This window comes from Methanobrevibacter arboriphilus JCM 13429 = DSM 1125, from assembly GCF_002072215.1.
GTDB lineage: Archaea > Methanobacteriota > Methanobacteria > Methanobacteriales > Methanobacteriaceae > Methanobinarius > Methanobinarius arboriphilicus.
The window spans coordinates 48547-71761 of the sequence record NZ_JXMW01000010.1; the positions used below are offsets into that span (position 1 = coordinate 48547).

41 protein-coding genes are annotated in these 23215 nt (G+C 28.4%); 3 read left to right on the forward strand and 38 right to left on the reverse strand.

The features are described 5' to 3' along the window. Window positions 1-162 precede the first annotated feature (162 nt). The 19 genes from MBBAR_RS06015 to MBBAR_RS06105 form a co-directional block, all read right to left on the reverse strand. A complete protein-coding gene (locus MBBAR_RS06015; protein ID WP_080460399.1) occupies window positions 163-615 on the reverse strand; it encodes a hypothetical protein in 453 nt (150 codons plus the stop codon). A 104-nt stretch (window positions 616-719) separates the two neighbouring features. Beyond that, complete coding sequence (locus tag MBBAR_RS06020; RefSeq protein ID WP_080460400.1) at window positions 720-1085, reverse strand: hypothetical protein; 366 nt, start codon at window positions 1083-1085, stop codon at window positions 720-722. Window positions 1086-1090: 5 nt separating this feature from the next. Further along, window positions 1091-2476: a phage tail sheath subtilisin-like domain-containing protein gene (locus MBBAR_RS06025; RefSeq protein ID WP_080460401.1), complete on the reverse strand. Its 1386-nt coding sequence runs from the start codon at window positions 2474-2476 to the stop codon at window positions 1091-1093. Window positions 2477-2486: 10 nt separating this feature from the next. After that, window positions 2487-2855, reverse strand: a complete 369-nt coding sequence (locus MBBAR_RS06030; protein ID WP_080460402.1) for a helix-hairpin-helix domain-containing protein — start codon at window positions 2853-2855, stop codon at window positions 2487-2489. A gap of 48 nt (window positions 2856-2903) precedes the next feature. Next, the gene (locus MBBAR_RS06035; RefSeq protein ID WP_080460403.1) at window positions 2904-3395 is read right to left on the reverse strand and encodes a hypothetical protein; all 492 of its coding nucleotides are present in this window, start codon (window positions 3393-3395) and stop codon (window positions 2904-2906) included. An 18-nt stretch (window positions 3396-3413) separates the two neighbouring features. Beyond that, complete coding sequence (locus MBBAR_RS06040; protein WP_080460404.1) at window positions 3414-3881, reverse strand: hypothetical protein; 468 nt, start codon at window positions 3879-3881, stop codon at window positions 3414-3416. A gap of 23 nt (window positions 3882-3904) precedes the next feature. Continuing rightward, window positions 3905-4300 carry a hypothetical protein gene (locus MBBAR_RS06045; protein WP_080460405.1) on the reverse strand — a complete coding sequence of 132 codons (396 nt, stop codon included), beginning with the start codon at window positions 4298-4300 and terminating at the stop codon, window positions 3905-3907. Between the two features lie 8 nt (window positions 4301-4308). Then, the gene (locus MBBAR_RS06050) at window positions 4309-4620 is read right to left on the reverse strand and encodes a hypothetical protein (RefSeq protein WP_080460406.1); all 312 of its coding nucleotides are present in this window, start codon (window positions 4618-4620) and stop codon (window positions 4309-4311) included. A 47-nt stretch (window positions 4621-4667) separates the two neighbouring features. Next, window positions 4668-5546 carry a hypothetical protein gene (locus MBBAR_RS06055; protein ID WP_080460407.1) on the reverse strand — a complete coding sequence of 293 codons (879 nt, stop codon included), beginning with the start codon at window positions 5544-5546 and terminating at the stop codon, window positions 4668-4670. A gap of 13 nt (window positions 5547-5559) precedes the next feature. Further along, a complete protein-coding gene (locus MBBAR_RS06060) occupies window positions 5560-6087 on the reverse strand; it encodes a hypothetical protein (protein ID WP_080460408.1) in 528 nt (175 codons plus the stop codon). A gap of 13 nt (window positions 6088-6100) precedes the next feature. Further along, complete coding sequence (locus tag MBBAR_RS06065) at window positions 6101-7147, reverse strand: phage protease (protein WP_080460409.1); 1047 nt, start codon at window positions 7145-7147, stop codon at window positions 6101-6103. Window positions 7148-7464: 317 nt separating this feature from the next. Then, a complete protein-coding gene (locus MBBAR_RS06070) occupies window positions 7465-7659 on the reverse strand; it encodes a hypothetical protein (RefSeq protein WP_080460410.1) in 195 nt (64 codons plus the stop codon). A gap of 6 nt (window positions 7660-7665) precedes the next feature. Beyond that, the gene (locus MBBAR_RS06075) at window positions 7666-8925 is read right to left on the reverse strand and encodes a minor capsid protein (RefSeq protein ID WP_080460411.1); all 1260 of its coding nucleotides are present in this window, start codon (window positions 8923-8925) and stop codon (window positions 7666-7668) included. 13 nt (window positions 8926-8938) lie between these two features. Then, window positions 8939-10264, reverse strand: a complete 1326-nt coding sequence (locus tag MBBAR_RS06080) for a phage portal protein family protein (protein ID WP_080460412.1) — start codon at window positions 10262-10264, stop codon at window positions 8939-8941. A gap of 6 nt (window positions 10265-10270) precedes the next feature. Continuing rightward, window positions 10271-11650, reverse strand: coding sequence for a terminase large subunit domain-containing protein (locus MBBAR_RS06085; RefSeq protein ID WP_080460413.1), 1380 nt, complete (start codon window positions 11648-11650; stop codon window positions 10271-10273). Continuing rightward, window positions 11595-12113: a hypothetical protein gene (locus MBBAR_RS06090; RefSeq protein WP_080460414.1), complete on the reverse strand. Its 519-nt coding sequence runs from the start codon at window positions 12111-12113 to the stop codon at window positions 11595-11597. The genes MBBAR_RS06085 and MBBAR_RS06090 overlap by 56 nt, the downstream gene beginning before the upstream one ends. A gap of 316 nt (window positions 12114-12429) precedes the next feature. Continuing rightward, entirely contained in the window at window positions 12430-12870 is a 441-nt protein-coding gene (locus tag MBBAR_RS06095; protein ID WP_080460415.1) for a hypothetical protein, read from the reverse strand. 15 nt (window positions 12871-12885) lie between these two features. Next, complete coding sequence (locus tag MBBAR_RS06100; RefSeq protein ID WP_080460416.1) at window positions 12886-13167, reverse strand: hypothetical protein; 282 nt, start codon at window positions 13165-13167, stop codon at window positions 12886-12888. Window positions 13168-13504: 337 nt separating this feature from the next. Next, window positions 13505-13870, reverse strand: coding sequence for a hypothetical protein (locus MBBAR_RS06105; protein ID WP_080460417.1), 366 nt, complete (start codon window positions 13868-13870; stop codon window positions 13505-13507). Between the two features lie 100 nt (window positions 13871-13970). Between MBBAR_RS06105 and MBBAR_RS06110 the strand changes: the two genes are divergently transcribed. Then, window positions 13971-14576: a hypothetical protein gene (locus MBBAR_RS06110; protein ID WP_080460418.1), complete on the forward strand. Its 606-nt coding sequence runs from the start codon at window positions 13971-13973 to the stop codon at window positions 14574-14576. Here MBBAR_RS06110 and MBBAR_RS06115 read toward each other — a convergent pair. The 8 genes from MBBAR_RS06115 to MBBAR_RS10635 are packed head-to-tail and all read right to left on the reverse strand — an operon-like array spanning window position 14566 to window position 16958. Beyond that, complete coding sequence (locus MBBAR_RS06115; protein WP_143746148.1) at window positions 14566-14988, reverse strand: hypothetical protein; 423 nt, start codon at window positions 14986-14988, stop codon at window positions 14566-14568. The two genes, MBBAR_RS06110 and MBBAR_RS06115, sit on opposite strands and share 11 nt — an antisense overlap. Window positions 14989-15009: 21 nt before the next feature. Beyond that, on the reverse strand, window positions 15010-15222 hold the full coding sequence (locus MBBAR_RS06120) for a hypothetical protein (RefSeq protein WP_080460420.1): 213 nt from the start codon (window positions 15220-15222) through the stop codon (window positions 15010-15012). Window positions 15223-15236: 14 nt separating this feature from the next. Then, window positions 15237-15506, reverse strand: coding sequence for a hypothetical protein (locus MBBAR_RS06125; protein WP_080460421.1), 270 nt, complete (start codon window positions 15504-15506; stop codon window positions 15237-15239). Between the two features lie 55 nt (window positions 15507-15561). Then, on the reverse strand, window positions 15562-15774 hold the full coding sequence (locus tag MBBAR_RS06130) for a hypothetical protein (RefSeq protein ID WP_080460422.1): 213 nt from the start codon (window positions 15772-15774) through the stop codon (window positions 15562-15564). A 2-nt stretch (window positions 15775-15776) separates the two neighbouring features. Beyond that, on the reverse strand, window positions 15777-16061 hold the full coding sequence (locus MBBAR_RS06135) for a hypothetical protein (protein WP_080460423.1): 285 nt from the start codon (window positions 16059-16061) through the stop codon (window positions 15777-15779). Continuing rightward, window positions 16058-16300, reverse strand: coding sequence for a hypothetical protein (locus MBBAR_RS06140; RefSeq protein WP_080460424.1), 243 nt, complete (start codon window positions 16298-16300; stop codon window positions 16058-16060). Before MBBAR_RS06140 ends, MBBAR_RS06135 begins: the two co-directional genes overlap by 4 nt. Beyond that, window positions 16297-16827, reverse strand: coding sequence for a hypothetical protein (locus tag MBBAR_RS06145; protein WP_080460425.1), 531 nt, complete (start codon window positions 16825-16827; stop codon window positions 16297-16299). Before MBBAR_RS06145 ends, MBBAR_RS06140 begins: the two co-directional genes overlap by 4 nt. Further along, window positions 16827-16958 carry a hypothetical protein gene (locus tag MBBAR_RS10635; protein ID WP_263640793.1) on the reverse strand — a complete coding sequence of 44 codons (132 nt, stop codon included), beginning with the start codon at window positions 16956-16958 and terminating at the stop codon, window positions 16827-16829. The genes MBBAR_RS06145 and MBBAR_RS10635 overlap by 1 nt, the downstream gene beginning before the upstream one ends. Window positions 16959-17104: 146 nt before the next feature. On the opposite strand from MBBAR_RS10635, the gene MBBAR_RS06150 reads away from it, so the two are divergent. Next, complete coding sequence (locus MBBAR_RS06150) at window positions 17105-17311, forward strand: KTSC domain-containing protein (RefSeq protein ID WP_080460426.1); 207 nt, start codon at window positions 17105-17107, stop codon at window positions 17309-17311. A gap of 198 nt (window positions 17312-17509) precedes the next feature. On the opposite strand, the gene MBBAR_RS06155 is transcribed toward MBBAR_RS06150, so the two are convergent. The 11 genes from MBBAR_RS06155 to MBBAR_RS06195 form a co-directional block, all read right to left on the reverse strand. Then, on the reverse strand, window positions 17510-18088 hold the full coding sequence (locus MBBAR_RS06155; RefSeq protein WP_080460427.1) for a hypothetical protein: 579 nt from the start codon (window positions 18086-18088) through the stop codon (window positions 17510-17512). 125 nt (window positions 18089-18213) lie between these two features. After that, the gene (locus MBBAR_RS06160; RefSeq protein ID WP_080460428.1) at window positions 18214-18933 is read right to left on the reverse strand and encodes a hypothetical protein; all 720 of its coding nucleotides are present in this window, start codon (window positions 18931-18933) and stop codon (window positions 18214-18216) included. A gap of 3 nt (window positions 18934-18936) precedes the next feature. Continuing rightward, a complete protein-coding gene (locus MBBAR_RS06165) occupies window positions 18937-19224 on the reverse strand; it encodes a hypothetical protein (protein ID WP_080460429.1) in 288 nt (95 codons plus the stop codon). A 298-nt stretch (window positions 19225-19522) separates the two neighbouring features. After that, the gene (locus tag MBBAR_RS06170; protein WP_080460430.1) at window positions 19523-20005 is read right to left on the reverse strand and encodes a hypothetical protein; all 483 of its coding nucleotides are present in this window, start codon (window positions 20003-20005) and stop codon (window positions 19523-19525) included. After that, on the reverse strand, window positions 20005-20409 hold the full coding sequence (locus tag MBBAR_RS06175; protein WP_080460431.1) for a hypothetical protein: 405 nt from the start codon (window positions 20407-20409) through the stop codon (window positions 20005-20007). The genes MBBAR_RS06170 and MBBAR_RS06175 overlap by 1 nt, the downstream gene beginning before the upstream one ends. A gap of 5 nt (window positions 20410-20414) precedes the next feature. Continuing rightward, a complete protein-coding gene (locus MBBAR_RS10270; RefSeq protein ID WP_158082546.1) occupies window positions 20415-20585 on the reverse strand; it encodes a hypothetical protein in 171 nt (56 codons plus the stop codon). Further along, the gene (locus MBBAR_RS06180; protein WP_080460432.1) at window positions 20585-20845 is read right to left on the reverse strand and encodes an SWIM zinc finger family protein; all 261 of its coding nucleotides are present in this window, start codon (window positions 20843-20845) and stop codon (window positions 20585-20587) included. The genes MBBAR_RS10270 and MBBAR_RS06180 overlap by 1 nt, the downstream gene beginning before the upstream one ends. Next, window positions 20842-21900, reverse strand: a complete 1059-nt coding sequence (locus tag MBBAR_RS06185) for a hypothetical protein (RefSeq protein WP_080460433.1) — start codon at window positions 21898-21900, stop codon at window positions 20842-20844. Before MBBAR_RS06185 ends, MBBAR_RS06180 begins: the two co-directional genes overlap by 4 nt. Then, window positions 21900-22145: a hypothetical protein gene (locus MBBAR_RS06190; protein WP_080460434.1), complete on the reverse strand. Its 246-nt coding sequence runs from the start codon at window positions 22143-22145 to the stop codon at window positions 21900-21902. The genes MBBAR_RS06185 and MBBAR_RS06190 overlap by 1 nt, the downstream gene beginning before the upstream one ends. 162 nt (window positions 22146-22307) lie before the next feature. Next, a complete protein-coding gene (locus MBBAR_RS10275; protein ID WP_158082547.1) occupies window positions 22308-22469 on the reverse strand; it encodes a hypothetical protein in 162 nt (53 codons plus the stop codon). Further along, window positions 22469-22699, reverse strand: coding sequence for a hypothetical protein (locus MBBAR_RS06195; RefSeq protein ID WP_080460435.1), 231 nt, complete (start codon window positions 22697-22699; stop codon window positions 22469-22471). Before MBBAR_RS06195 ends, MBBAR_RS10275 begins: the two co-directional genes overlap by 1 nt. A gap of 177 nt (window positions 22700-22876) precedes the next feature. Between MBBAR_RS06195 and MBBAR_RS10080 the strand changes: the two genes are divergently transcribed. Next, the gene (locus MBBAR_RS10080) at window positions 22877-23062 is read left to right on the forward strand and encodes an AbrB/MazE/SpoVT family DNA-binding domain-containing protein (protein WP_158082548.1); all 186 of its coding nucleotides are present in this window, start codon (window positions 22877-22879) and stop codon (window positions 23060-23062) included. The last annotated feature ends 153 nt before the right edge of the window (window positions 23063-23215 follow it).

Sequence of the window (23215 nt, forward strand, 5' to 3'; positions counted from 1 at the left end):
CTTCAGAGCCAGGTTGCATTTCGTTATGAATTTCAATAGCAGCGTAGTATACAAGTTTTTGAAAATTAGTTATTTGTCCTAATGTTGGTGCAAATGGGTGTTTTTTATCCATAATGAATGGATAATATCCTGCTAATTTATTATGATCCTCTTCTCGAGGATCTAATCGTTTTTTACTATTTCTTTAACAATTAATTCCTGACCTTTATCTCTGAATAATCCACTAATATATCTTATTTCTTCATATGCGGCCTCAGGTAATCCTGCTTGTAATTTTTCTATTTGAGTTGGTGATAATTGCTCTCCTTTGGAGTTGAATAATTGTCTTTTAAGTACTTCCTCAACCATGGATTTATTTTTATTTTTTCTAACAAGATTTTGTAATTGTGTGTGTTTTCCATGAGAAATTGGTTTTATATGAATAATTATTGCTCTTTTTTCATTTTTTTGTGGATTGAAGTATTCTACTCTTCTTGGCATGATTTCGTCACAGTTGTTGATGAGTGCTTCAATTTCAATATCATCTAAAGGAACTTCAATATCTTCTGGTAAGTCATTTTCATCTATTAAATCGTCGATTAGTTCTTCTCTTTCAGTTTTTTCTTCTTTTGCCATGATTTTATTCTCCTATTATAAAATTGATAATTTGTTGATAGCGTTCGCTGCCTCCCGAAGGGCCTTAATCAAAAATGCTATCAAAAAAAGTTTTTATATTATATTTATCTAACGTTTACAGTTTCTGCTTCAAATTCAACATCAATTGTTGCTCTTTTCCTGCCTTCTTTGCCATCTTTAATACTGGTTCTTCTAACTCCTGTGTAATCAGTAATGTCTCCAGTATCAACATCTTCAACAGTTACAGGATATCCTCCTGGAACATTTGCAGTAACATCCATTAATTCTTTTTTAGACATTTCTTTTGTTCTAACACCACTTATACTAAATTTACGGTCAGTTTCATTTTCATCAAGTAAATCACCATCAAAAGTTGTTGTTTTTTCACTACTTTCATCAAGAGTATTTTCATATTTAACAAGATGAGGTATCCTATTACCTTTAATCATTACATTTGCTTTAACTGCCATGATAATCACTCCATAGTCCATGAGTATACATTATGGATTTTATTAACAATTCCATTAAGAACTCCTTTATATTTTATTCTAAATCCATCACTATTTTCAGGATCTTCTTCAGCTTCAGCCTCTAAAGATATACATAGCTTTTCATCCAGAATATCTTTCACTCCTTGATTTAATATTGAATTTACACCTAACAAAGATAATGCTTTGCCTGTACTTCCTTGAGCTTCTTTAAGTAATCCGTTAAAATGTTTTTCTATGTAAATTTGAGATCGAACCGCATGGAATTCTGATTCAGGTACTTTTTTACCATTACTATCAGTTTCAATACATGAAGATACAGCTGAATAAATACCATATTCATTGTTTTCTCTATTGATTAATTCTAAACAGATTATTCCTTTGTCTGTTAATTCATCAACTTCTTTATCAGTTAAAACTGGATCAACTTTTTGAATATCGGTGATGGTTTGTTTAGATAATGATTGGTTAACTTTAGTTCCTGCAATAATCCCTGCAATACGAGCTATTGAATCAGATTGACTTAATTCTTCATCACTGACTTGAATATTTTGGTTGATATAAAAACTATCAGTGGATCTTGCAGTTTCAACAGTACCTATTTTAGAATCATTAGTATCTGATGGAGTTATTGAATCTAAACTTATTGATCTGTTGTTTTTAGCTTTTTTATCTTCCAAAAATTCACTAATTATTGGTTTAAAACTATCATCAACTACATCACTTAATATTAAAACATCAATATCTTCTTTAACAATGAATTCTAATGCTTCAGTATAATCATTAATAGTTAAACTAGCTGATTCTGTCCCCCCAGTTAAACTTTGATTTAAAACTTCTGCATATACTGCACCAGCTTTAGGTTTCAATGTAGCATTTAAATAAGGATTAGTACTGTTGATTTTATCTGCAATTTCTTGAGGAGTTTTATTATCAAATCTTTTCTTTTCCCCTTTCAAGTCAAAAATAAACTGATAATCTCTACTAGTTCCTTCGGTTAATGAGGTTTTAATATCATTTCCCCATTCTCCACCAGAAACACTTTCTAAGATTAATTCTTGTCCTTGGAAATTAATTGTTAATGTAGCTTTTGTTCTTGTTCCTGGTTGTATAGCAAGAATTTTACTTGAACCAGAAATATTATTAATTAAATCAGGTTTGAAAATATACTTCAAACCTCTAGATCCAGAATAAAGAGAACTATCTCCTAATTTGATATGTGCTTCTGGAAGACTTTTAGCAACAATTATGGTGAAAGGATCAGCTCTTTCAAAATTACCAATAATAGCAACTGTCCCGGCCATTCCAGGAATACTTGATATTTCTTCCCGCTTATGTTCAGCGGTAATATCCATTTTTCTTGATTCTATCATATTTTATTCCTCAAATTTCTTTATTTAAGAATTCTTTATATTTTGATTCTAATTCTTTATATTCAAATTTAGAATCATCTTTTGCTTTCAAGTGTACCTTAAAGCCATTGTAAATATGGTTAGGTATCCCTTTTTTTATTTTAAAATTTTCAAGAATAATTAAGTCTTTTTGATCTCCATCATCCTCATTATCGTTTTCTTTTAATTTCTTTTTAGCAGATTCAATAATCTTAATAGCTATTTCCTCATTGACTTTTATCTTTGAAGATAATTCTTCATTTTTAGCATTAGCTATTTTATCAAAAGTATCATAACCTGCATCTTTTAATTTTAATGCGGTGGCTTCACCCACATTATCTAATAATTCAAGTTCCTTCATATAATAAACCTCCAAATTTTAATCATCAAAAGATATTAAATTATCCCCCTAGGATATGTCTTTTGCATCCATATTATTTTCTAATTCAAGATATTCTAAATTGCATTTTAATTCAAAAACAGATGTTGTTAATAAACTCTTCTTTGTTTGTTCAATATAGATCTCATGATCTTGAATAACAGTTGATTCAACATTTCCATTTAATGTAAACCATTCTCTTTTTTCTAAGAATTTTTGGAGAACCTGCAAATTTAATTCAACAATTTTATCATGAACTAGGGTTTTAGTTCCTTTACAAATCATTCCTAATGTAATATCTAATGATTCAGGAAGTGATGTTTCATCTAAATCGGATTCAAAATTTATTTTTTTAAGATAGCAAACTCCAATGTCTCCACCATATGACCCTATGCTACTTTCTGGGAATCCTCTTAGTACTTGTTTAAAAGCAGGGTTATCATCTACTTTTAGTTCTTCCATTAGTTTTGTTAATGCTTTAGGAGCTTGATCAATTTGTTCTATTAATGTATTTGAATCCATAAAAATTATCTCCTAATTTTATTCTATTAGCCAATTTTTAAATTCTTCAAGATTAGATTCTATTTCTGATTTTATATCAGGTATTGATTTTTTCATATAATCATTAGGTTTAGTTCCAGGATGATGAACAATTCCTGGCTTAGTTGCATTTTTAAGTTTCCTACCTAACAAAACTCTTCCATTTTTACCTTTAAAAGATAAATAAGGTTTACCCATAATTATATGTGGTTTTGTTCCAAGAATAACAAAAAGAGCATGAGGAGCTACTCCTTGGTCTGGAAAAATAACTCTTTCCAACAAACCTCTACTTTCAACACGATGAGAACCTCTCAAAGTACCTTCATCAATAGGAGCCTTACTAACAACAATACCATGACCTGCCATAGCTGATTCATTAACAACTATTGCTAATCTATCAGGAGCTTGATCTCTCTTTTGAATCAACTTGTTGTATAATGAAGTGTAATCAGCTTCTATCTCAATCATTAGAAAAACTCCTAATACTCAGTTTAATCTCTTAGTATTTCACCATAAGTACTACCATTATTGGTAGTGCTAACAGAATAAGGATTATCATCAAGTTTATTATTATTCTGCTCTTTAATAGCTCCTTCAATAAATTCATCTAATAATGCATCAGCCCTACTATTCCAATACTTAGCTTTTTGATTTTCATCTTCAGTAGTATCATATTTAGGAACTAATGCTTCAGCAGAAGCATAGTAATTAGCTACTTCATCAAGAATATTATCTGAACCAGTAATTTTAAGAAGATTATTTTTTAATCTTCCTTCAATTTCAGCATTAGCTGTTTTTAAAGCATCCTCAATAAGTTCATCATCAGGACTTACTCCATCATCCAAAGATAATTTACGCTTAACAGTTTCTGCATCACCATATGGCATGATTATCACTAACTTATTGCATTAAATAAAATTCCTTTCCATTCACCATTAGATACTGTCACTAAATACTTTTTACCATCATTTTCATTAGTATAAACTCCAACAAAACTTTCAGGGATTAATTCAGAACTGGCATCACCAAAAGCAATATTTAATTGGTTTTGAGTATAACCTGGTCCACTAGCTACAGAAGTAGCTAAGCTATTAACTTCGGCATCATCATCTATTCTTTGATCTAAGTCTATAAGTATATCCCATAATCTTTTAGGAATAATCTTTCTTCCTTGAGCTAATTTGTGAAATTTATGTTTAAGTACCATAATATATCACCTAAAAAAAAATATAATTTAATAAAAGATTATAATTTTTATAATCCTGTTTGATGGAGAATAGCTCTTGGATGTTTAACAGCTATACCCATATGGGACCAAATATCAACAATTTCTTTATAAGGCCATTTTTCCTGAGTATACCTATTAACATTAACAAGACTATTTTTAGGATCAACACTATATTTTTTATTAATATTCTTGTAAGTTGTAAGTGGTTGAATCTTTTTATCCATTCCTAATAGTCCACCTTTTTTAAGGTTAGATTTAACATTAGTCATTCTAGAACCTTCAACATCATCTGGGTTGAATTTACCATCAAGGGAATTGTAAAACCTTTTGGTTTCATAGTAATGTTGTTTAGGGGTGTAGAAATCAGTTAATTCATAGTCATATCCTTCTTGGTCTAATGCTTCTTGCATATTGATAATGTCATCATCAATAGCAGCACTGTCTTTCCATTGGCCATCTTTTAAAGTAATTGTTGGAGCTGTTGCATAATCAAGCATAGTGTCAATATGGTCTAAGTTGATTTTACGGGCCATTGCATAAGAGTATCTTTCAATTGCTCTTAAAACTTCATCGCTATATTCTTGATTGTTTAAGACTTCCTGGGAGAATTCCATGCTTAAACCGAACATGTAAGTATCTCCTAATTTTTTATTGATAGGAGTTATTTTTACTTTACTTAAGTCTCCAAGTTCGGTTACTGTTACAGGTCTTTGCATTTTACCTGCTTGAAGTTCATCTTCTGCTGATTCTTCATCAACATAGAATTTAAATGTGGTTGCTCCTTTTAAATCTACAACTGGAAATAAATCCTTAAAATATAATAAAGGATCCATTTTTTTCATTATTGTTTTTTCAATAAATTTTGGATTTAAAGCCGCTTCAGGGCTAATTGTTATAACAGACATAAATATCAATTCCTTAATCTTCTAATTTACCATAGAAACCATAAGCTACAACAACTTTGTCACCACTATTAGCATCTGCACTAGATAAGGTACGAGTAGTGTTCTCCGCAGTTGCTTTATCAACACAATCAAAAGTAGTAGCTCCAGTAATAATACTGTCACCAGGACTAATTGCTGCGTTTGTTGGTTCAAGAGTTTCAGTAGTTACATAATCTGCTCTTACTTGTACAGTAGCTATTCTTCTAGTATATGCACCATTATCTGCGCTTTCAGTTGGTCTCTGTCCTTTCTGCCATTTAGGTTTTGTAATGACAACACCTAATATTTGTTTAGCACCAGGTGGTGCTTTTTTAACAGTACGAGGATCATCAGGATCAAGGATTACTTTATAATCTTTTTTTATCTTATTTGAAAACCTCCATGAATCACCAGTTCCGAACTCTTGTTCTTCATCTGATTCATATTCCATGTCTCCTTCGTTCAATTCCATAGGAATATTAGTTTCCCCAGGGTTGAAATATAATTCTTCATTTTCTATCATTTTTACACCTTATTTATTCTGGTTTTTCACCATAAGCTGCTTCATAATCTTCAGCAAAATCTTTATCAGTATACTCTTCAGATTCATCATTATCAGGATTTCCTGCTTCTGCTGAGGAGTGTCTTTTGTCTATTTCAACAACAACTGGTGCTTTTGCCATTATCTTTTGATATCCTTCTGGTTCTGATAATGCTAATTCTACATGATCTTTCACATCTTTTGGGAGTATTTTGCCTTCTTCAATATAGCCATTTACTAAGCTAGTTGCTTCTTTTTCAGCCGCTTTGGCTTCCATACTTGCAACTTTTGCTTCTAATGCTTCAAGTTTTGGGTCTTTTGTTTCTCCTTCAGAACCTTCTTCAGAATCTCCAGAACTTTCACCACCAGCATTACCTGCTTCACCATCCCCTCCTTCAATAGCTGTTATTCTCTCGTCCATATTATCTAATTTATCAGTAACTTCTTTCTTAAAATTAGTTATTGATTTAGCAACATCGGCTAAGCTTGGGTCTTGATTTTCCCCTTCTTGGCCATCAGTATTATTATTTCCATTATTTCCTTCTTCTACCATTATATCACCTATTATAGATTTAGCTTCTAACAAGTTATGACCATATTCAACATTGCAAGTTGTACAAGCTCCTTTTTCAACAAAATCAACACGATTAATAACATTATGGTCTTCAATATAATCGACTTTTCCTGTTTTACATTTGCTTAAACTTACATTTCCTACCATACTAAAATCTGGTAGCTTTTTTTCATCATACAGTTCTTTTATTATTGGGTTAGTTATCTTAGCTTCTAAGATATGAATCCCTGTGTCTTTTAATTCAACATCTTCAATTACTCCTACATTTAACAAATCTAATTTCTGGAGGATTTTGTTTTCTTGGAGTATCTTTTTATCTAAATGGTCTATGCCTATCGGAATAGGCAATTTAGCTTTAAGGATATTATAATCTTTTTTTAATGCGTCCTCTGAGACATAGACCCATGTGGGCTTTCCACCGACAAAGAGGTGATGTTTTCCAACACCCCATATTTTACTACCTTTCATAATTAATCACTTATTTGTTTATAGCTATCGCTAAGCCCAATAAGGAGGGAGAGAATTAAATTTATAAAAACATTGTTAGCTAAACATCAGTATGATTATTATACTTTCAAAAAAAGTGAGACAACTCGACGAAACTAATATAAAAAAGAAAGAATTTTTGAAAATGATGAAAAGTTTAGCTAAACTATATAATGAGAATAGAATTCTCAAAAAAAATAATAGGAGGTGAAATTTTATGATAATAGAAATTGAATTTGATATTTCAATTGATTTAATTTTAAAAATAATAGTTATGATCTTACCATTATTGATAGGAATTAATTAATATTAATTTCTAATTCTTTGATAAGTTCTGGATGATCTTTGCAGAATTCTTTAAAAGCTATTGGATTTTCCTTTTGAAAATCTTCTATAGCTTTTTTTCTTTCTTTTGGAGACATATTTTCTAAAAGAATAGTTAAAGAAATATCTCCAATGAATCCATATCCACCATCTAATCTTTCATCACTCATAATAAATCACATTAATAATATATCTATATCATATCTATTTAATTCATTATTTAATTGTTTAACTATTTTATCATGATTCTTTTGAGCATAATTTTTAAATTCATGACTCAATTCTTTATTTTGTTTAATAGGGTCATTAGGATATTGTTTTTTAATATTTTTTATGATATTTGAATTGTTTTTAACAAATTCATCTTTGACATTATTCATACCAATTCTATAACGTGCTAATATACCATCTATTCTTTTATTTGCTAAAGAATAATTTTTAATTATAGTTATAGAATAATTATTTTTGCCAGTTACTACTCCATATTGTGATTTAGTAATTATGAAATTTCTAATGTCTCCTTGTGATGGTATTGAAACTTGTGAAGGGTGATTATGCATACTTAATCCAAAACCTTTGCTTTTACCAATATCAGATATATTTTTTGGAATTGATACTCTATTTTCACTTCCTTTATGCATATCCAATAATTTTTTACCATTATTATCAAAAATTGTTACTACTTCATGATTTAATTTAGAAGTGTTATTTTGAAAAGATTTAATTTCGTTCTCATATTCAATATTTAATCCTATGTTATTTTCAGCTGCTGTTCGAGTACTAAACACAACAACACACCTACAGTTAGGATGTAACGGAGGAAAATATTCTAAATCATCTATATCAAACCATACTTTACCATTCTTATAAATACGGTCACATCTTTCACAGCAATCACTAGCACTAATAACTTTATAAGATTTAGCACCCATATTCAATTTAGCATTAACATAATTACTAAGATTATTAGCCCTCATAGTCTCTGTTCGAGCTATAGCTTTAGCACGAGTTTTAGATAATCCTTGAACTTCATCTTGTAATTTTTTAGCTATCTGGTGAGGATTCATATTTTGATTATAAGCATCAACAGCTATTTTTCGGAGATTATTTTTCATATCATCTCCCATACGAGTAACATAATGCATCGTATTTTCACTAATAACTCCTTTAACGAGTTCAGCTGTACCTCCACGAGCTAATCCTTTAAATTTAGCATTACTCATTATATTTTCTAATATTCCTATAATTTCAGTATGTTTAAAACCTCCAGGAGCAAAAGGATTTGTATTAACATAAGCTCCTAATTTGTTCAACCAAATATCTAAATTTTTAGAGTTTTTACTTCTTCTAGTAACATCTCTTTGAATGTCCTTCATTAATTGATCAAACTTTTTAGCATTAATGTTAGCTTGTCTTCTAGCATTACTATTTGACAAAACAAACACTCCATTATAATTCAGCTAAACTTCCAAGACCATCTTTTAAAGGTTCATCTTTTTTACCAGGAATATCATCTAAGTTATTTTGACCATCATCCATATCTGATTGAGTGATATTATTTTTATCAACAGTAATTCCAGATAACTCTTTAATAGTACTAGCTATTATTTCTTTAAACCATTGAGTATTTAAATCAAGTGTTCCATCATCACTGAAAGGTTTTATAGCTTCTAAAAGTGCAGTTAAATCTTTATCTTCAAATTTCTCAAAAACACATTTAGGACTGTTAGCATTTTCAAAATTAAACCCTATTAATTTATCAAATAATCCCTGAAATTCAATACCTACTTCTTCATGAATGCCATCTAAGATTAACTTGGTAACAGTTAATTGTGTCTGAGATTGTGCATAAGAACCAGTACTAGTTTGACCTAATAAAAGATTTCCTATGAATAAACTTCTAAATATTGTATCATCTAATCTTTCCAATGCTTTAAAGAAAGCTTCACCTTTATTCTGAGATTCCAATACAACAACATCATCAGCTTCACCAATAGTCATATTGGTTCTGCCTTGCCGGATTTCGTCTAATTGTTTTTTAAGAGTATCTTTCCATGCTTGACTGGCTTCTGAAATTTTACCAATCAATGTAGGGCTGGCATGTTTTTCAATGAAAATAGCTAACCATTTTTCAAACCTTTTTTTAACATAATGGCTATCGTATAAAGCATCTAGTATTGATTCACCGTTGGGATCATTAAATTCGGCATCAAAACTATACATTAAAACTTTATCAATAGGGATAGTGATCTTCTTATCCTCATCTTCTTTTTGAATAATAGCTTCTAAATCACCAGTTGATTTGTTAAATTTAAATCTTTCTTCATGTTCCAGCGTACCTCGATCAATAGGATAAATTCCATGAATAATTATCTGTTTATCTTGATTAGTTGTATAAACTATTTCATTAGCACTAAAACCATATTTTATAGCAGAATACAGATTTTTCCTTAGTTGCCTTGTGTTAGTTTTCATGCTTTTTAAGGCATATTTAATAAAATCAGCTGCTGCTTTATCTTCTGGAGTATCTGAAAAAGCAATTATTTTCATCTCACGAGAAAGTAAAAAGAAAGTTAATATATTAATTCCTGTCTTAATTTGGGGGTCTTTCAGCATCTTACGATAATCTTTATAGGATCTTTTTTTATTATAATCTTCATCATACAGAAAATCAAGTTCGCCTTGTTCCTTGGTGTATGTGTCTTTTGATTGTTTTTTAAATAAAGCATTGTTAATGTTTCCTGCAGCTGCTTTAATAGTAGTTTTTATTCCCATATTTTTTTACTCCATTTGGTATGATTCGTAAGTATCTTCTGATTCTGTAAATGGATTATCTACAATGCTTCTAGTTCCAAGTATGGCTGCTCTCCACATATCAGGACAATGATCATTATTCTTAGTTTTCAATGGTTTTTCTTCACCTTGATTTCTGGCTTTTTCATCCCATGCATAAGTCTGAGCTTGAGCTATACTATTAACACATTCTTTACTTATTTTAAATCTTGAATTAGCAAATAGAGTATGAATTTCTTGAATATCATTAAGAACATCAGGAGTATATGGTTTTTGTGGAATTGGTTTTCCACGATATTTATGTTTCTTAATTTCAGCTCTTAAACTAGCTGCATCGTGAGGAGTATACCATTTAGCTAATTTTAATATTTTACCATGATAGGTTAGTAATTTGATTGCTCCATCAACAAGTTCTTTATCAGATAGCTGCACTCCATTATTTTTAGGATCATTAACATCATAATAAAATTCAGCTAATAAATGATATTCATTACCATCAAGTTTCTTGATTATTCCAAACAATCCAACAACTGAAACACTGGCAGGACCATAATCAGTGGACAAAACATATTTATCATATTTAATATCTTCATATTCTGGACAAGTATGATCAAAAGTATTTAGACCTTCAGTGAATTTTGAATAAATAACTCCTTCAGCTACAGCTGCAAGGCCCAAAATTTTTCTTTTATAATTAAGAGTACCTTTGGGATATCTAGCTATTGTTCTTTCAATATATTGTTCAGATAAATTCGGATTATCCCAAATAGTATAATTCCAAACTTTAACCATTTCATTGGATTTTTTCTCTTCATTTTCAATATATTCAGAATAAATATAATGATAAGGATTATCAGGATTAAGAGTCCAAAATGCCTGAGAATTTTCTTCACTTAATCTATCAAGAGCTAAATCAACAAGAGTCTTAGGGTATGTATTGACTTCATCAGCATACCAACCACCAAGAGTAACACCAGGAATACGCCCAGCCATACCTTCATGGTTAAAACCCATGAGCCAACAAATATTTCCTTCAATCTCTATATACTTATTTTCTCTAAAATCATAACTTATACCTAAGCCATCTAAAATAGCCATCATTGGCTTTAAGACATTACGATACAGACTAGTCTGAGTATTCCCAGTCATTAGAAAATTATCATAATGGTGAGTTTTAATAAACTTCAACCATCTGACAATACTAGAAATAGTTTTAGATGATCTTATAGCTCCGTGCTGAATATTTATAAAATAAGTTGAATGGTGTAAGTAACCTCTACTTAATTTTCCAAAGGGTTTAAGTTCAAAGGTTTTACTCTTTTTCATTCTCCGAGTCTGGAGGTTCTTCAAACGCTTTCGCAAGAGCATCCCATCCACTACTATTATCTTGATCTAATGATTCACCATGAGCTACCTTCTCACCCTCATAACAAGTAATCAAAGTATTAGCAAAATTAATCAACTCATAACTCTGAACCTTCTCAGCTATCTTAGAATCAATAGAATTAACAGTTAATTTTCTAAGCTTTGAAAAAGCATTTTCATAAACACTATCAATCTGAACAATCTTTTCAGCTTCATGATCAGTCTTCTTATCATTAACCTTCTCTTGAATCTTCTTTTTAAGATCCTCTCTTTCCTCTCTCCACTTCTCAGGAGCAGAATACTTCTGCCTCAAAGTATTATAACTAACATTATACTTCTCAGCTAACTGAGTAATAGTTAAAAACTGCTTAACACCCTCATCATCAACAGTACCAAAAAGAAACTCTTGCCTAATATCATCAATGACACTATCAACATTTTCATAACCATTGTCAGTAGATGTCATTTTAACCACCAAAGAAACTTAATAATGAAAATTGATATTTGATTGATATTTTTCTGATATATTTATCACGATTTGTCATGATATTTGATAATAGTAATTTTATTTAAAATGAGAATGAATATTTTGTTTAATCAATGTTTCATGACAATATGATAAGATTTAGTTTTTTGGAGAAAAATAAAAGACTGCAACATCCCTCAGAAGTATCTATCTCTTTGGTAAAACAGCCTACTTATTATTGTCATGAAACATTGATTAAACTTTTTTTAGGAATCTAAAAAAATAAAATATTTATTATATTTAATATATTAAAATTTTAATGTGCTATTGATATTAAAAATATTATGATATCATTTAAATATAATAAGACCGTCATTGCTCCACCAAATATTGATAAAAGAATAGCTATTTGTTTGGTGATTTTATTAGGCATTTCAGCAATAGAAACTTTAATGTTATTAATTTCTTTATCATGATAATCGATTTTACATTGTAAAGTATCGTCACGACATTCCGAATCAGCTAGCAAAGTTTTCAATGCTTCTTTCTGATTACGGTCAAGATCATCCATATCTTCTATAATCTGATCAATTTTAGCCTGCCTTTTACCATTATTATACTCTTTTTTCTTACAATAGTCATCAAAATAATTAACTTTCTCTTTTAATTCATTTATCTGAGTTTGTAAAAAATTGACAATAGGATTATTCTCTGAGATTATAGCGGAATCTTGATAATCATCATCACGACCTACCAATATTACCACCTTTTACTATTCTTCATTAGGTATAGCTTTACTAACAACATTATCAAATAAATGAGGAATAGTATAAGCAGTGATCAAAGCACCAATAAAAGTACGGAACAATTCAGGTTGTGCCTGATACAATATAAGAACAGTTATCAAGGCCGTACAAATAGTTCCTATAATATTTAGCTGGAAATATGTCTTACCACTTTTTGTGTAAACTTTAGGTAGTAAAAAATAACCTTTTTCAATCCAAATTCTAATTACAATAGCTATTAATATAGCTAAAAAAATTAATAAATCCATTAAATCCCCCTCCAAAAAAATAAAATTATAAAAAAAATATTAAAAATATCTAAAATATTAAAAAGTATTACTAAAAATCATATATTTTGCACTTCCTTTATAAAGAAACTCAAAAAATACTGCTGTGATCATTTTTCCAGGTGAGCTGAAAAGTAATACTTTGTAAATATTAAACATAAAATAAGAATAAAAATTAGTCATTCGATGGATAAAAAAAAATTATAATAATAAAAACAACTTTTGTACAAAAAAATAGGGGGTGAAAATAGTTTATTTACTATAAACCTTATTTTTTAATCTAAATACTATTAGCTGAAGATGACCCAATTATTAATAATTAAAAATTTTTATCCATCGAAACACTAATCCTATCATTTAACAACTTAGCTTTCCAATTCTTATGTTCAATACTTGTAACAGGAAAACTAGCAGATTCTAATGGAGTATAATCTTCTAAACCTTGTCTTAGAACAAGACCACATTTTTCACAGTAAACTATATCTAAATGTCGAACATGCCTTATTTTATCATTATGACATTCATGACAAAATTTTATACCTTTAATCGATATATTAGGATTGTTAAACTTTAATGTAGTTCCTAGAGCTAATCTCTCATCATAATTTATTTCATCAGAGGAATCTCTTGCAAAACTTGAAGGTTTTTTAATATAATTTTTTCCATGTGTGAATTTAATTAACATTATTATTTCCTCACACCATATATACATGTACCAGTGGCGGGGTAAAAAGAAATAAATAATATAAATTCTAAAACAATAATGATATAACTGGAGTGTTATTATGAATGACAAAAAAATAAAAATTTTAGTATCAGAAATAGAAGATAGTGTGAAAATAATTAACATAAACATAAAAAGAGGTTTAAATGAAGCCAAAAATGAAAAAAAATATCAAAAATATTTAGACGAAATGAACAATGAATCTGAATTAATTCAAAAAAATTTAAATAAAATATCAATAGAAGAAATAGGAAATATATATTTTGAATATATTTATGATGAAATAGAATTTATTGAAAGGCTTGCAAATTTTAAAGATTTTGACAAAGAATATGATATAAGATCTTTTGAAATATTTGAAGAAACAGGATTTATCTTGAGCCAAGAAGTGAAAAAATTATCTTATAAAGTCAATGATGATAATAAAAAACAGAGGTTATTAAAAATCAAAAAATCTTCACTAGATAACCTCCAAAAAGAAGATTTTGAAACCCATATCAACCATAGCATAATGGAAGAAGATCTGAATAGTTTAAACTATGATAAAAATGATATAAGCAATTTAAATTTAGATAGTCCTATCCAGAGAGAAATAGAATTAAACTATCCTTCCACAGAAACACTAACAATTGATATTGAAATATTCGAAGAAATTATCACAGAATAATTGTTTTAGTTTGATAATAATTACATATCTTTGTAATTATTGTCAAACATGATTTTTCATTTAATTTATTTTCTATAAAAACTTTATAATCCTCTATTTTTATACTAGTATTATTAATTTTCATTATATAAAAACATATTACAGCAATAATCTTTTCATTACTACAATTAGCACATATTTGCTTAAAGTCATCTATATCTTTAATAATACGAATGACTCTTTCTTTATCTTTTCCTTTTATATTTAATCTACCCATCATTATTTGTGCAATCCTTATTTTTTGTTTCATATTCCAAGCACCTTTTCCATTTTCCTTTTCTCTTTTTTTATCCCATTTTTCACCAGGCTGTTTAGTTTTATACTTATTTATTAAAAATTCAATATTCCTTTCATTTTTAGTATTGGCCAACAATAAAAACACCACTATAAAAATTTAATCTTTATATATCCCAATAAAATAATTCATTATAGCAATACAAAAAATAACTGTTTCATTATTCAAAGAATTCAAAATATCCTCCACATTAGCAGACAGACATTCATCATCATAATAAACAGTTTTTCCCTCTACTTCAAAATCTTTTTCTTCTAGTTTAGGTTCTTTCCCAATATGAATATAAATACTATCAGTTACACTAATAATCATGATAAACACTATTTTTATGTTGGATTCTCACTATCAACTTCAATATCAAATGTTTCTATTTCATTTAAATTTATATGACCTGTGCAGTAGGGAGCTGATTCTCCTCTTTTAAAATAAAACCATATTCTTTTTGAAATATCAATATAATTACTAGCTATATTCATTTTGTTTATAACTATTCCAGTTTCATAAGGTATATGATAAACTTCTCCTATGCTGACATCATCTTCTATTTTTTCAAATCCATTTTCTTTACATATTTTAATTATCTCTTTTTTATTCATTTTTTGCACCCTTTCCTATGAAATATTTCTTCATTTGGCATGACATTTATCTTTTTCATTGTTTCACCCAGTGTAAAATGCTAGTCATAGCAAAGTTATTATTTATCATTCTATCAGCTGATTCCATTTTACTTTTAGCTTCTTTTTTTTCTTTTATACTATCAGTATTATCTCTAATATCTTTCCAGTAATCATAATCTTTTTCAAGTTTAGGGATATCATCCTTTAATTCATTAATTTTATTATCTATTTGTTCTTTATTTTTCATAATTATTCCTCCTCTTCTAATTCTTCAATTCTTTTAATTTTCTTAAAAAGCTTACACTTAAAATTCAACACTTTATAAGAGTATTTCCAGTAATGAATTTTAATTAAATATTTAATTATCCTTTTAAGTAATTTAAGAGTGTTTTTTAAGCTAACATAATTATCTTCATAGTTAAATAAATTATTATAAAAATAAGAGTTACTACAAATATGATTTATTAGTTTAGTTGCTCCAAACATGCCAAAATATGACTTGTAGCTTTCATCAATAATTACATCCTCCATCATACGTTTAATCTCCAGACACCATTATCACTCTTAAATCTTTTAGGATAGCATTTAAAAGTAGCACGACCAAGAATATTACTAATATATTCATTTGTAACAGTGCCTTGCAATAAACTATTTTCATTAATAAACAATGCTAGTTCATTAGCTGTAGCTTTTTGATTGAATTTTAGATAAGTATGAACTATTGCTTTAATTATTTCCCTACGATTCAAGTTTCTTCCTGATTTACTTGTCATAATCTTAGCCCTAATATTCTATTTTTAATTCTTTCAAAAAAACTTAATTTATTCTCAGAGATCAGGTAATTTAAAAAATCATTATCATTTTGAAAACCTAACTCTTTTTTAGCATTAGAAAATTTATCATAAACTAAAGAATTAACAGGAATTTTATTAATACTTTTAGGTAATTTTGATTGTGCTTTATTTTTAGGTTTTATAGTTTTATTTTGTTTTTTTAGATTAACACAAGCTTTAATATTAGTTCTACGATTATCTAAACTTTTTTGACGGTTCACTCTATGTAATCTTTTGAGTTTAGGGAATAATATTTCAGTCATTAGAACCATTTTCCCTTTGATTCTTGTAACTGCAACAATTAAACCATTTTGATATTCTGCTTTCCAATAATAATTAACAATTTTTTTAAAATCATTCCTATCCACCAAAGCCCATAATTCTTCATTACTTGTGTATTCTTTGGGTGGTTTTAGTAAAATTTCAACATGGTTTTCTTCATAATTCACTCGATTGGGTGATGACATTAAAAACACTTCTCCTTTTTTATATATTCTTTTCTACATTTTTCACTACAGAATCCATGATAAACTGATTGATATGTTAATCCAGTTATATTCTGATTAGTTATTGTTTTACCACAAACCTCACAATCCATTATCTACACCTCTTTTTTCTCTTATTTTATTAATGTTATACCAAATCATAAAAACTCAATTTTATTTTTACACAAATTTTATTAACAAATAAGCATAAAATATTATATACCTACTAATATCAAGGTTAGGGGGTGAAAGTATTAAAATGCAAAAAGTCATATCAAGTGATTTAGAATCTGTAGGATATAGAAGTAGTGTCCAAAAATTACATATTAAATTCTATAGGGGAGGCATATATGAATATACTGGCGTCCCACAGGAAATCCATGCTGGTTTAATGAATGCTAGTTCCAAAGAAAATTATTTCCATGAAAACATAGAAAATAAATATCCTGGAAGAAAATTACTTTAAACACTTTTCATTACTTTTTCTTTTTTAATACCTTAATTCTCATTTTCAAATAACTTCTTTTAGTAATCAATTATCAATTAGATAACAACACTCTCCTTTGTCTGGTATTCTTTTGCTTTCGCATAACAACCAACAATCACACCATCAGCTGTTAATTCATTGAATTCTGTTTCACTTATAAAATCACTAAGTATCATCTTAATACTCCTCAATTGAACTTAAAGCTAATTTTAACCATTCATCCCATTGTTTTTTTAACCATTCTCTGAAATGATTATAATTAAAAGTTATGCTAAAAATCATATTCTCTTCATTATAATCTTCTTCTCCACCGTGAGAAAATTCATTAGGATAATAATATATTTCTCCTTTTTTAGTTAGAATAAGATCAGTTTTCTTAACTTCATAATCTAATTTACCCATTTTTTTAGCTATTCTTTTCAATTTTTCATTTCTTTCTATTGCATAATTGAGCATACTATCCCATACATCATGATAATAATTTTCACCACGACCATAGACTTTAAAATATAATTGCTTATTTTCTTCATCAATATAAGCTTTAGATTTGCAGACTATGCAAGATTCCATATCACCAAAGGTATAATTAATTAAATCAATTATATCTTCACCATTAGGCCTTTTTATTAAAGATTGGCATCTAAGAGCTTTTTTAATAAAATTTTGTTTCATTTCTAAATATTCCTCATCACTAATATAACTACAGTCATTATCTGCATATATAGTACAAACTTCCCCAGTTTCTTCAACAATCACTTAATCACTCTCATATGGCCATTATTTCATCATACAATTCATGACATTCTTTAATTAATTTTTCAGCTTCTTTCCTTTGTTTTTCCCTATACTCATTATTATTCATTTAATACCTCCCTTTCAACTTATCCTAGTCTAGGAGCTATCATAAATTCCAAAGAAAGATGTTTACTATTAAAAAATATACTTAATGGAGCATCCTTCCCTATTTTCAAACCCACAATATCTGAAATATTTGATTTCAAACAATCTATTATATAACTTGTTAAAAAACAAGAGCTATATTTTCCTTCTATTTTTTCACCATGCAAATAAGCAACATTCATGTGTAGGAATCCTCCTTTGCTATCTAATTTAAAATAATTAGAGTCTAAACTCAATTTCACAGTCTGATGTAATTTATCTGCATCAATTATCCCATCATTTAATAACCCAAAAGGTAACTCACATTTTTCACGATCATTTTCAATATTCGGCATTTTGATAGGTTTATAATTTTTGTCTTCTAATTTTAATTTAAAAGTTCTTTTTGCTATTCCTTCAAAAATAAGCTCTAATTGACCTTTTTGTGTTTTTATAATTAACCTATCATCATCATACAAGCTGTCTAAACTTTTAAATAATTCTTCAATATCAACATTTAATATAATTTCTTTTTCACAAGAATACATATTAAAAAAATTTTTTCCAATATTCAAAATACATAAAACAGTCCTGCTTCTATTCAATACTTCTAGATTCATTCCTTTATTGTTACATTTTATTTGAACATCATCAAACATTGAATAAAACCCTTTGAATAAGTTTTTAAATGTTCCGGGATTATGTAATTCACACATTAACATTTTTCAACACTCCTTATTTTTAAAATCAAATAATTTCTTTTGATTATTACTTATTTTTTCACTTTTCACTTCAGCAAGGATATTGCAATATATATCTACATCAACATCACAGCTAGAATTATCATTTACTTCTCTTATTTCATAATGTTCTAAATTTAAAACACTATCTTTAACAATGAAAGACTTTATCTTGTTGAAATATTCCCTTAAACTGGTTTCTGTCTGGAAGTCTTCTGTGTAATCACTAGCAAAAAGTTTATCTTTATTATAAAAATTTAACTTAGCTATCATATTGCACCTTTTTTATTTACTATTCATGTTTTTAGTCGTACATTTCAAGTGTAATAAAATAATAAATAAAAATTATTATAATATTAATAATAATATTAATAATAATAATAATCTTTAGACTGAGAATAACCTAAAATTGTATATACAAAAATTGTATAGCTGTATATACAAACAGCCAATTCTATAAATGCCTAAAATTATACAACTAAAAATATCATAAATTAAAAATTCCTACAAGACCCTCGCAGACTTGTATAGCTGTATATCATATACAAAAATTGTATATACAAATTTATCATTATTCCTCATTTAAAGCCTCCAACAGCTCTTTACTAGCACCAACCAAATCATTAAAAGGAATTTCAAAAGTATTAGAAATAGGAATCAAATCCGAATTACTAACACTATTTAAATCACCTTCACGATCAACTAACTGCTTAACTTCATAAAAAGCATTAATAAAATCATCCAAATTATCAATATAATAATCCTCAATAGCTTTCCTAAATTTATCAAAAGACATAATAATTTTATAATGTTCCTTCATCAACTTTTCAATTTCATAATCATCATCTAACTGCTTATTTTTAACCAAACCTAACTGATGATCAATCCATTCCAATTTAACCTTCTTAGCAAAAGCAGGATTATCCTTTTCATACTTTTCAATACCTAAATCTATAATCTCCCTCAAAACACGGCCCTTATATTGTTTAATTTTCTTAATCTTGAAATTAGTTTCATCATCAACCCGGGCAATAGCTTGTTTGTTATACTTCATCATTTAACACCTGCACCATGACTGAGAATTTCCATACCCTTCTCAATACAAATAGCTTCCAACAAACTGGCCTTCACATGATTAACCTTAGCAATGCTACTAATCTGATTACGACCGACATAACCTAAACTTTCATGAATACGTTCTAAAGCATCTAAAGGCTTTTCTAACAATTTATCATCATAATTAAGATTATTTTCTTTAATTTGCTCTACAAGTTTAAGTTTAAGCTTATCTAATTTCTGACTTGTTTTAACAAAATCCTTAATTACTCGTGATTCTTCATCATCATAATAAATCAAAGATTTGAGATAGCCCTCAATTACATCTTCAGCTGGAAGGCCTATTTTGTATTCCACTAATGAGATTAATTCTTTATCAATTTTTAAACAATCTTTTGACAAAAGAATCACCAACTACAATAAGCTGTAAATTCAAGACCTTTTTCTAACACAGCATGTTCAAGCTTATAAAAACTAATATGATATTTTTCAGCTATCTTTTCCACTTGATTAGCTCCTATACGGCCTTTGTCTTCATAGATTTTGAAAAGTAATTTAAAAGCTTTTTTACAACTCATTAAAAATCACCATTTTTAGCAATATGTAATAAAACAGCTATGATGTGTTTACAAAGAAAACTACCTTCTTCTTTATTAATACCTCTGCCTGAGAAATCTTCACAAGTACATCTCCACAATTTATCATGATTACAAGCTACAAGATAATAGCCTGATCCATCGGAGCCTTTTACCTCATAAAATAAATATTCAGAATCTAAATAAGATTCATGAATATCTTCAGAATGAATAAGGGTAGCTTTTTCAATTCTAGAAATCATACGGGTACCCCATGTCTTTCTAATTCTTTAATGGCTCTTGTGGCTTCTTTCATTGTAACGCCACTGTCAGGGTTTTTAACCATGTCAGCTATTTCTTTTTTAATCATTGCTTCACTGTTAGAACCAATATCTAGAATAATGTCTTTTATGAATTGTCTTGCACCAGGGTCATCGACTAAGTCATTGGTTTTCTCAACTTCATTAACTTTCTTAAAATCAGAAGATTCCTTTTCTTTTTTTCTTTTTTCACTGTCTTCTATGGCCTTCTCAGCTATTGTCTTTTCATCTTCTTTTTTAGTGAAGCTACCTGTTATTACTGGCCCTTTACGGTTTTCTTTCTTTTTTGCTTCTTCTCTAGATTTTTCAAGTTCATTTTTTAATTTTTCAGTGTTTTTATCAATTTCCTCATCTGATTTGAAAGAGTGTTTTTTCATCATTTCAGAGTGTTTATCAATTAGTTCAGTAGCATTTTCAGGGTCTTTTGGTGATTTTTCAACAAAGTCAGCTTCTATAATAAAATCATTATTTAAATTTAGTTTTTCTAGAATGTCTTGGAAGTATAATCTGTGAGTTTTGCTGATGCTTCTTGATTGTGATAAACTTTCTAATTTTGATTCAGACCAACCATCTTTAAATTTTTCATTAGAACTGGCTTTCCCTATTCCAGTAGCTATTACTTGCCCTTTTAATGTTCTGAGTTCACAAGTACTACAATGCTGAATTATTTCTTGTTTCCCTTTTTTTACAATTTTCCTCTCAATCTTAATGATATGTGGTGTGATTTTCAAGACACGGTCTATGAAACTCCAACCACTAATATTAACCCATTTTTTAATTTCTTTAATGTATTTCCCTGTTTTTTTGTCTTTGTGTTTAACAGGTATTTCACTAAAGTAACTATTATTCTCAATTACTTTAGCAAAAACATTAGCTAATAATTCATTATTATGAATTTCATCATCAATAGACTTGGGAAAGAGAATAGTATCAATAGTTACAATTCCTTTAGAATTTAACTCAGATAATCCATTATTAGTAGTGGTTATTTGATTCATTAAAAATACCCCCTATGAGAATAAAAACTATCATTATAGGTTTTGAGCATATAATCCCCTATAAAAAGGAAAACTTCCTTGAACATTTGTTCTAAAGTTTTCCTGTTAATGTATTCACCATTGTCAGCTTTCATACTTGCAGAAGGATTTAACTTAACATCTCCATCTTTTGATATTGATTCAACCCAACCAATTTCAACTAGAGTGTCCCATTTTTCTTTTAGCTTCTCAATAGTTTCACTCATATTATAATCCTCCTAATGCTGTGAAAACTGACTGTTCAGCGATAGCGTACGCTACTAAGAATACAGAAATAATTACAAAAACACATAATAAAAAAAGAATAAGTTTTGTGTGTTTTTCAGTGAAAGATCTAGTATCTTTCTTATGTAAAGATTGAGGATTCATTATCTAAAACCCCATTTTGTGCCATAATTACCTGCACGATACTTATGAGGAATTCCTCTTTTATTGTTAGTATCTAATTCACAATAAAGAGTAGGGTCTTCAATAAGTTCTGTAGGTTCACATATCCCAGTTTTGTAATGGTTGCATGCTTTACAATTCATTAAGCATCAACCTCTTTAGGATTGTTTTTATCTTCAAAATTAGTATTTTCTATATTTTCATGAGCAAATTCTGAAAGAATATCCACATATCGAGATTCTTTCGGGCTTAGGAGTTCATATCCTAATTCTTTTGCTTCACGGACTGTTAAGTCGTCAATATTTATGTTACGACCCTCACTTGTTTTTTGGGATTGGGTCAATATCCCATTACTATTTTCACCATTATTCATTTAGTTTTGTCTCCTACAGAGTTTTAGAAAAATATTGAGAATTGCCGTTCTCAATTTTTCTTAATATTAAATTGTTTTTTATAGTATATAAATGTTACCTATTTTTATAATAATTATAGGATATATTTATATAACATAAAAGTATAATTATATACTATGAAATATATATATGGAGGTATGGAAGTAATGAGATTTAAAGTAAAAGCAAACCCTGCAAACAATGTTTCGAAATCTTTACGAATAACATTACCTGTAAAAATTGCAGAAATATTAAATGTTGAAGATGGAGATACTGTTGAATATGTGGTTAATGCTGAAAATAACGAATTATTTGTATCACTACAAAAAGAAAGAGAAGATTGAATTATTTTTTCAAATATATATTTTACAAAAAGAAAATTATTTTTACTATTTATTAAATTAAAATTGTTTATAGCCAAAGCTAACCTTAATCCTATCATAAATAGGTTTATAAGGGAGAATGGTAAGCTATTTATATCATAGCAATCATATTTA

What these genes read in the sequence shown, in the direction of transcription:
- MBBAR_RS06015 (WP_080460399.1), bottom strand. Translation starts at nt 615, where the DNA reads ATGGCAAAAGAAGAAAAAACTGAAAGAGAAGAACTAATCGACGATTTA.
- MBBAR_RS06020 (WP_080460400.1), bottom strand. Translation starts at nt 1,085, where the DNA reads ATGGCAGTTAAAGCAAATGTAATGATTAAAGGTAATAGGATACCTCAT.
- MBBAR_RS06025 (WP_080460401.1), bottom strand. Translation starts at nt 2,476, where the DNA reads ATGATAGAATCAAGAAAAATGGATATTACCGCTGAACATAAGCGGGAA.
- MBBAR_RS06030 (WP_080460402.1), bottom strand. Translation starts at nt 2,855, where the DNA reads ATGAAGGAACTTGAATTATTAGATAATGTGGGTGAAGCCACCGCATTA.
- MBBAR_RS06035 (WP_080460403.1), bottom strand. Translation starts at nt 3,395, where the DNA reads ATGGATTCAAATACATTAATAGAACAAATTGATCAAGCTCCTAAAGCA.
- MBBAR_RS06040 (WP_080460404.1), bottom strand. Translation starts at nt 3,881, where the DNA reads ATGATTGAGATAGAAGCTGATTACACTTCATTATACAACAAGTTGATT.
- MBBAR_RS06045 (WP_080460405.1), bottom strand. Translation starts at nt 4,300, where the DNA reads ATGCCATATGGTGATGCAGAAACTGTTAAGCGTAAATTATCTTTGGAT.
- MBBAR_RS06050 (WP_080460406.1), bottom strand. Translation starts at nt 4,620, where the DNA reads ATGGTACTTAAACATAAATTTCACAAATTAGCTCAAGGAAGAAAGATT.
- MBBAR_RS06055 (WP_080460407.1), bottom strand. Translation starts at nt 5,546, where the DNA reads ATGTCTGTTATAACAATTAGCCCTGAAGCGGCTTTAAATCCAAAATTT.
- MBBAR_RS06060 (WP_080460408.1), bottom strand. Translation starts at nt 6,087, where the DNA reads ATGATAGAAAATGAAGAATTATATTTCAACCCTGGGGAAACTAATATT.
- MBBAR_RS06065 (WP_080460409.1), bottom strand. Translation starts at nt 7,147, where the DNA reads ATGAAAGGTAGTAAAATATGGGGTGTTGGAAAACATCACCTCTTTGTC.
- MBBAR_RS06070 (WP_080460410.1), bottom strand. Translation starts at nt 7,659, where the DNA reads ATGAGTGATGAAAGATTAGATGGTGGATATGGATTCATTGGAGATATT.
- MBBAR_RS06080 (WP_080460412.1), bottom strand. Translation starts at nt 10,264, where the DNA reads ATGGGAATAAAAACTACTATTAAAGCAGCTGCAGGAAACATTAACAAT.
- MBBAR_RS06085 (WP_080460413.1), bottom strand. Translation starts at nt 11,650, where the DNA reads ATGCTCTTGCGAAAGCGTTTGAAGAACCTCCAGACTCGGAGAATGAAA.
- MBBAR_RS06090 (WP_080460414.1), bottom strand. Translation starts at nt 12,113, where the DNA reads ATGACATCTACTGACAATGGTTATGAAAATGTTGATAGTGTCATTGAT.
- MBBAR_RS06100 (WP_080460416.1), bottom strand. Translation starts at nt 13,167, where the DNA reads ATGGATTTATTAATTTTTTTAGCTATATTAATAGCTATTGTAATTAGA.
- MBBAR_RS06105 (WP_080460417.1), bottom strand. Translation starts at nt 13,870, where the DNA reads ATGTTAATTAAATTCACACATGGAAAAAATTATATTAAAAAACCTTCA.
- MBBAR_RS06110 (WP_080460418.1), top strand. Translation starts at nt 13,971, where the DNA reads ATGAATGACAAAAAAATAAAAATTTTAGTATCAGAAATAGAAGATAGT.
- MBBAR_RS06120 (WP_080460420.1), bottom strand. Translation starts at nt 15,222, where the DNA reads ATGATTATTAGTGTAACTGATAGTATTTATATTCATATTGGGAAAGAA.
- MBBAR_RS06125 (WP_080460421.1), bottom strand. Translation starts at nt 15,506, where the DNA reads ATGAATAAAAAAGAGATAATTAAAATATGTAAAGAAAATGGATTTGAA.
- MBBAR_RS06130 (WP_080460422.1), bottom strand. Translation starts at nt 15,774, where the DNA reads ATGAAAAATAAAGAACAAATAGATAATAAAATTAATGAATTAAAGGAT.
- MBBAR_RS06135 (WP_080460423.1), bottom strand. Translation starts at nt 16,061, where the DNA reads ATGATGGAGGATGTAATTATTGATGAAAGCTACAAGTCATATTTTGGC.
- MBBAR_RS06140 (WP_080460424.1), bottom strand. Translation starts at nt 16,300, where the DNA reads ATGACAAGTAAATCAGGAAGAAACTTGAATCGTAGGGAAATAATTAAA.
- MBBAR_RS06145 (WP_080460425.1), bottom strand. Translation starts at nt 16,827, where the DNA reads ATGTCATCACCCAATCGAGTGAATTATGAAGAAAACCATGTTGAAATT.
- MBBAR_RS10635 (WP_263640793.1), bottom strand. Translation starts at nt 16,958, where the DNA reads ATGGATTGTGAGGTTTGTGGTAAAACAATAACTAATCAGAATATAACT.
- MBBAR_RS06150 (WP_080460426.1), top strand. Translation starts at nt 17,105, where the DNA reads ATGCAAAAAGTCATATCAAGTGATTTAGAATCTGTAGGATATAGAAGT.
- MBBAR_RS06160 (WP_080460428.1), bottom strand. Translation starts at nt 18,933, where the DNA reads ATGTTAATGTGTGAATTACATAATCCCGGAACATTTAAAAACTTATTC.
- MBBAR_RS06165 (WP_080460429.1), bottom strand. Translation starts at nt 19,224, where the DNA reads ATGATAGCTAAGTTAAATTTTTATAATAAAGATAAACTTTTTGCTAGT.
- MBBAR_RS06170 (WP_080460430.1), bottom strand. Translation starts at nt 20,005, where the DNA reads ATGAAGTATAACAAACAAGCTATTGCCCGGGTTGATGATGAAACTAAT.
- MBBAR_RS10270 (WP_158082546.1), bottom strand. Translation starts at nt 20,585, where the DNA reads ATGAGTTGTAAAAAAGCTTTTAAATTACTTTTCAAAATCTATGAAGAC.
- MBBAR_RS06180 (WP_080460432.1), bottom strand. Translation starts at nt 20,845, where the DNA reads ATGATTTCTAGAATTGAAAAAGCTACCCTTATTCATTCTGAAGATATT.
- MBBAR_RS06185 (WP_080460433.1), bottom strand. Translation starts at nt 21,900, where the DNA reads ATGAATCAAATAACCACTACTAATAATGGATTATCTGAGTTAAATTCT.
- MBBAR_RS06190 (WP_080460434.1), bottom strand. Translation starts at nt 22,145, where the DNA reads ATGAGTGAAACTATTGAGAAGCTAAAAGAAAAATGGGACACTCTAGTT.
- MBBAR_RS10275 (WP_158082547.1), bottom strand. Translation starts at nt 22,469, where the DNA reads ATGAATTGTAAAGCATGCAACCATTACAAAACTGGGATATGTGAACCT.
- MBBAR_RS06195 (WP_080460435.1), bottom strand. Translation starts at nt 22,699, where the DNA reads ATGAATAATGGTGAAAATAGTAATGGGATATTGACCCAATCCCAAAAA.
- MBBAR_RS10080 (WP_158082548.1), top strand. Translation starts at nt 22,877, where the DNA reads ATGGAAGTAATGAGATTTAAAGTAAAAGCAAACCCTGCAAACAATGTT.